This is a genomic window from Polaromonas sp., assembly GCF_030682935.1.
GTDB lineage: Bacteria > Pseudomonadota > Gammaproteobacteria > Burkholderiales > Burkholderiaceae_C > Polaromonas.
In genome coordinates, this window is record NZ_JAUXNA010000318.1 from 1 (window position 1) to 5,246 (window position 5,246).

General features: G+C 60.4%; 5 protein-coding genes and 1 pseudogene. 3 read left to right on the top strand and 3 right to left on the bottom strand.

Features of this window, described 5'->3' with window-relative positions:
• The 3 genes from metK to groL all read left to right on the top strand — a co-directional run.
• Nucleotides 1-779: methionine adenosyltransferase (metK, locus tag Q8K05_RS14755; protein WP_305247388.1), on the top strand; the 779-nt coding region annotated here is incomplete at its 5' end.
• 223 nt (nucleotides 780-1,002) lie between these two features.
• Nucleotides 1,003-1,293: a co-chaperone GroES gene (gene groES, locus Q8K05_RS14760; protein WP_305247389.1), complete on the top strand. Its 291-nt coding sequence runs from the start codon at nucleotides 1,003-1,005 to the stop codon at nucleotides 1,291-1,293.
• Between the two features lie 46 nt (nucleotides 1,294-1,339).
• On the top strand, nucleotides 1,340-2,992 hold the full coding sequence (gene groL, locus Q8K05_RS14765) for a chaperonin GroEL (RefSeq protein ID WP_305247390.1): 1,653 nt from the start codon (nucleotides 1,340-1,342) through the stop codon (nucleotides 2,990-2,992).
• Nucleotides 2,993-3,138: 146 nt separating this feature from the next.
• On the opposite strand, the gene Q8K05_RS14770 is transcribed toward groL, so the two are convergent.
• The 3 genes and pseudogenes from Q8K05_RS14770 to Q8K05_RS14780 form a co-directional block, all read right to left on the bottom strand.
• Nucleotides 3,139-3,468 (bottom strand): DUF805 domain-containing protein, encoded by a 330-nt coding sequence (locus Q8K05_RS14770; protein ID WP_305247391.1) that lies wholly within the window; start codon nucleotides 3,466-3,468, stop codon nucleotides 3,139-3,141.
• Between the two features lie 80 nt (nucleotides 3,469-3,548).
• Entirely contained in the window at nucleotides 3,549-5,123 is a 1,575-nt protein-coding gene (gene pgi / locus Q8K05_RS14775) for a glucose-6-phosphate isomerase (protein ID WP_305247392.1), read from the bottom strand.
• Nucleotides 5,120-5,246 (bottom strand): annotated as a pseudogene (locus Q8K05_RS14780) (transaldolase family protein); the annotation flags it as partial. The pseudogene Q8K05_RS14780 and the gene pgi, both read right to left, overlap by 4 nt.

Sequence of the window (5,246 nt, forward strand, 5' to 3'; positions counted from 1 at the left end):
CCGAACTGATGCCCGCGCCGATTTACTATGCGCACCGGCTGGTCGAGCGCCAGGCCCAGCTGCGCAAGGACGGCCGCCTGCCATTTTTGCGCCCCGACGCCAAGAGCCAGGTCACCATGCGCTATGTCGACGGCAAGCCGCACAGCATCGACACCGTGGTGCTGAGCACCCAGCACAGCCCCGACCAGAGCGAAACGCCGCACAAGATGAAGGCCTCGTTCATTGAAGCCGTCATTGAAGAGATCATCAAGCCCGTGCTGCCCAAGGAGTGGCTGCAAAACACCCGCTACCTGATCAACCCTACCGGCCGCTTCGTCATTGGCGGTCCGCAGGGCGACTGCGGCCTGACCGGCCGCAAGATCATTGTCGACACCTACGGCGGCGCCTGCCCGCACGGCGGCGGCGCGTTCAGCGGCAAGGACCCCAGCAAGGTGGACCGCTCGGCGGCCTATGCGGCGCGCTACGTGGCCAAAAACATCGTCGCGGCCGGTCTGGCCAGGCAATGCCAGATCCAGGTGGCGTACGCGATTGGCGTGGCCAAACCCATGAACGTGACGGTCTACACCGAAGGCACGGGCCTGATCTCTGACGAGAAACTCTCGGCACTGGTGCAGGAACACTTCGACCTGCGCCCCAAAGGCATCATCCAGATGCTCGATTTGCTGCGCCCCATCTACGAAAAGACCGCCGCCTACGGCCACTTCGGCCGCGACGAACCCGAGTTCACCTGGGAGCGCACGGACCGGGCCGCCGCACTGCGCGAAGCCGCAGGGCTGTAAGCCCGCACTCACACCAAGCCACCTTCGGGTGGCTTTTTTTACGGCCTTTTACCAAACCGGCCAGACCCGCACCCTTGAAAAGTGACTGAAACCCCCATATGATTAGCACTCGCTGGTATGGAGTGCTAACAAGCCTTATCCAACGATCAAGTTAATAGGCACCAACTTTTCAATTGGTGCTTTTTGATTCTCAAAACCCATTGTTTCTAAACAAGGAGCTCTCATGAAACTTCGCCCTTTGCACGACCGCGTGATCGTTAAACGCGTGGAAAACGAAACCAAAACCGCTTCCGGCATCGTCATTCCTGACAGCGCCGCTGAAAAGCCTGATCAAGGCGAAGTTCTGGCCGTCGGTCCAGGCAAGAAAAATGACAAAGGCGAGCTCAGCCCCATGGCCGTGAAAATCGGCGACCGCGTTTTGTTTGGCAAATACAGCGGCCAGACTGTCAAGGTCGATGGCGATGAACTTCTGGTCATGAAAGAAGAAGACCTGTTTGCGGTCGTCGAGAAGTAATTTCTCGCTCTTTCACAACCTTTTTAACTAAATCCGGAGAATTCACATGGCAGCAAAAGACGTCATTTTCGGCGGCGAAGCCCGCGCACGCATGGTCGAGGGTGTCAACATCCTGGCCAACGCCGTCAAGATTACCCTGGGCCCCAAAGGCCGTAACGTGGTGCTCGAGCGCTCTTTCGGCGCCCCCACCGTGACCAAAGACGGCGTGTCCGTCGCCAAGGAAATCGAACTCAAGGACAAGCTGCAAAACATGGGTGCGCAGATGGTCAAGGAAGTGGCTTCCAAAACCAGCGACCTCGCTGGCGACGGCACCACCACCGCCACCGTGCTGGCCCAGGCCATCGTGCACGAAGGCATGAAATACGTGGCCGCGGGCATGAACCCGATGGACCTCAAGCGCGGCATCGACAAGGCGGTTCACGCCCTGGTCGCCGAGCTGAAAAAAGCCTCCAAGGCCACCACCACCTCCAAGGAAATCGCACAAGTCGGCTCCATTTCGGCCAACTCTGACGAAACCATTGGCAAGATCATTGCCGATGCGATGGACAAAGTCGGCAAAGAAGGCGTGATTACCGTTGAAGACGGCAAGTCGCTGGAAAGCGAACTTGAAGTGGTTGAAGGCATGCAGTTTGACCGCGGCTACCTCTCCCCTTACTTCATCAACAACCCGGAAAAGCAGTCCGCACTGCTGGACAACCCGTTCGTGCTGCTGTACGACAAAAAAGTCAGCAACATCCGTGACCTGCTGCCTACCCTGGAACAAGTCGCCAAGGCCGGCCGTCCGCTGTTGATCATTGCGGAAGATGTCGATGGCGAAGCCCTGGCTACTTTGGTCGTGAACACGCTGCGCGGTATTCTGAAAGTGGTCGCTGTCAAGGCGCCAGGTTTCGGCGATCGTCGCAAAGCCATGCTCGAAGACATCGCTGTACTGACCGGCGGCAAGGTCATTGCTGAAGAAGTTGGCATGTCGCTCGAAAAAGTGACCCTGGCTGACCTCGGCCAGGCCAAGCGCATCGAAGTGAGCAAAGAAAACACCATCATCATTGACGGTGCAGGTGCCGCTGCGGACATCGAAGCCCGCGTCAAGCAAGTGCGCGTTCAGATCGAAGAAGCGTCCAGCGACTACGACCGCGAAAAACTGCAAGAGCGCGTGGCCAAGCTGGCCGGCGGTGTTGCCGTGATCAAGGTTGGCGCTGCCACCGAAGTCGAAATGAAAGAAAAGAAAGCCCGCGTCGAAGACGCCCTGCACGCAACCCGCGCTGCCGTGGAAGAAGGCATTGTGGCTGGTGGCGGCGTAGCGTTGCTGCGTGCCAAGCAAGCTGTTGGCACCATCAAGGGCGACAACGCTGACCAGGACGCCGGCATCAAGCTGGTGCTCCGCGCCATCGAAGCCCCCCTGCGCGAAATCGTTTACAACGCAGGCGGCGAAGCCTCTGTGGTGGTGAACGCCGTGCTGGCCGGTTCGGGCAACTACGGATTCAACGCCGCCAACGACACCTACGGCGACATGATCGAAATGGGCATTCTGGACCCCACGAAAGTGACGCGTACGGCCCTGCAAAACGCAGCGTCTGTCGCATCGCTGATGCTGACGACCGAAGCCATGGTCTGCGAGTCTGCCAAAGACGAAGCACCTGCCGGCGGCGGCATGGGCGGCGACATGGGCGGCATGGGTGGAATGGGCGGCATGGGCATGTAAACGCACGGAAATGTGGGGACGGATACCGGGTTTCAGAAAAGAAGCCCGGGCGTAGACCCCCATTTTCTGGCTGCCCAAGCCCATAAAAAGGCCGCAGTGCGTACACGCACTGCGGCCTTTTTTCATGGGTTCACGCAAACGCTCCTTCAGACTGCGCTGGAACCCTGCGCACTGATGCGCTCATCTGTCGGCTGAACCCACCAGTAAATCAGCAGCAGCAGCCCAATGCCCGTCAGCATCAGCAGTTGCCACCAGCCGCTTTTCCCGATGTCGTGCAGGCGGCGCGCGCCCACTGCCAGCGCGGGCAACAACAGCGCCAGATTCACGAGCGAGCCAAACTTCTCGCTGAGCAGGGTCGCCGCAACAGACACCAGCAGCTGGAACAGAAAAAACCACCAGAACTCAGAGCGCGGTGCACGCCCTGAAAATGTCGCGTAATTGCGCAGGCAGCTGGAAATGGCTTGGCTGAAATTCATGGTCTCTTGCCTCCTCAGGATTGATACGGGGTCAATTCCCCGCACCATGATAGGCCCGTGCCGTGACAGCGCGGCCGCCTTTATCGCAAGCGCTGCAACAAACCGGCGGTCGAGCCATCGAGCCCTGAAACATCACCATTTTGAAGGCGCGGCTCAATGTCTTTGGCCAGCACCTTGCCCAACTCCACGCCCCACTGGTCAAAGCTGTTGATGCCCCAGACCGCGCCGCTGACAAACACGCGGTGCTCCTGCAGCGCAATCAGCGCGCCCAGGCTGGCCGGGGTGAGCCGCTCCAGCAGCAAAAAGGTGCTGGGCCGGTTACCCGGGAAATGCCTGTGCCCGCCCGCATCAGCCTTGCCCTGCATCAGCGCTTGCGCCTGAGCCAGCACGTTGGCCAGCAACTTGTCGTGGTGCCCCGGCAGGGCATGCGCAGCGTGCTTGAGCGCCACAAATTCGACCGGCACCACCGTCGTTCCCTGGTGCAGCATCTGAAAATAGGCATGCTGGCCATTGGTGCCGGGCTCGCCCCACAGCACCGGCGACGTGTCGAACGGCAAGGCCTTGCCCCCGCTATCCACGCGCTTGCCGTTGCTCTCCATTTCCAGCTGCTGCAAATAGGCCGGAAAACGGCGCAAGGCACTGCTGTAAGGCGCAATGCTGCGGCTGCCAAAGCCGTGAAAGTTGCGGTACCAGACATCGAGCAGGCCCAGCCGCACCGGCAGGTTGCGCGCCAGTTCTGTGGTGCGAAAGTGCTCGTCCATGGCGTGCGCGCCCGCCAGAAATTCCCTGAAACCCGCCGCGCCAATCGCCAGGGCAATCGGCAAGCCGATGGCGGACCACAGCGAATAGCGCCCGCCCACCCAGTCCCAGAAACCGAAGGTGGTGGTGATGCCAAACGCATGGGCGGCGTCCACGTGGGTGGTCAGCGCGGCAAAATGCCGGCCAATATTCTGGCCGCCTTGCGCTTCAAACCACGCCCTGGCCGAGTGCGCATTGGTCATGGTCTCGGTGGTTGTGAAGGTTTTGGAGGCGATCAGGAACAGCGTGTTCTGCGGCCTGCACTGCGCCAGCACACTGGCCAACTCCTGGCCATCGACATTGGAGACAAAATGAAAACGCTTGCCCGGCATGGCAAATTCGCACAGCGCCAGCACCGCCATTTGCGGCCCCAGATCAGAGCCGCCAATGCCAATGTTGACAATGTCGGTGATGGCGTCGTCGGCCCGCACCTGCTCGGCATAGGCCAGCATGGCGTCCAGCGTGGCGTGCGTCTGCGCCAGCTCTGCGCTCACGCTTGCTATTCTTTTTATAGCCACTTTGTCCCGCTCATATTGGGCTAGAGGCGGATTTCTTAATAAAAAGTGCATCACGGCACGCTGCTCGGTGCTGTTGATGCGTTCGCCGGCAAACATCGCGTCCCGGTGCTGCTCCAGGCCGCATTGCCGCGCCAGCGCCAGCAGCAGGGCCTCGGCCTCGCCATCGATCAGGTTTTTGGACAAGTCCGCAAAGACATGCGGCGCGTCCTGGCTGAAGCAGGAAAAGCGCTGCGGGTCGTCGGCAAACGCTGCTTTCAAGTCAAAGTTTTTGCCCGAGGCCTCAAACAGGGCGTGCAGTTCGGCCCAGGCCGGGGTTTGGTCACAGCGCAGGCGGCTCATGCGGCGGCCTGCGCTGCCAGCATCAGTTGTTCAAGCTTGACGGCGTCCGCCGCGAACGCGCGTATGCCTTCGGCCAGCTTCTCGGTGGCCATGGCGTCCTGGTTGAGCGCGAAACGGAAACCC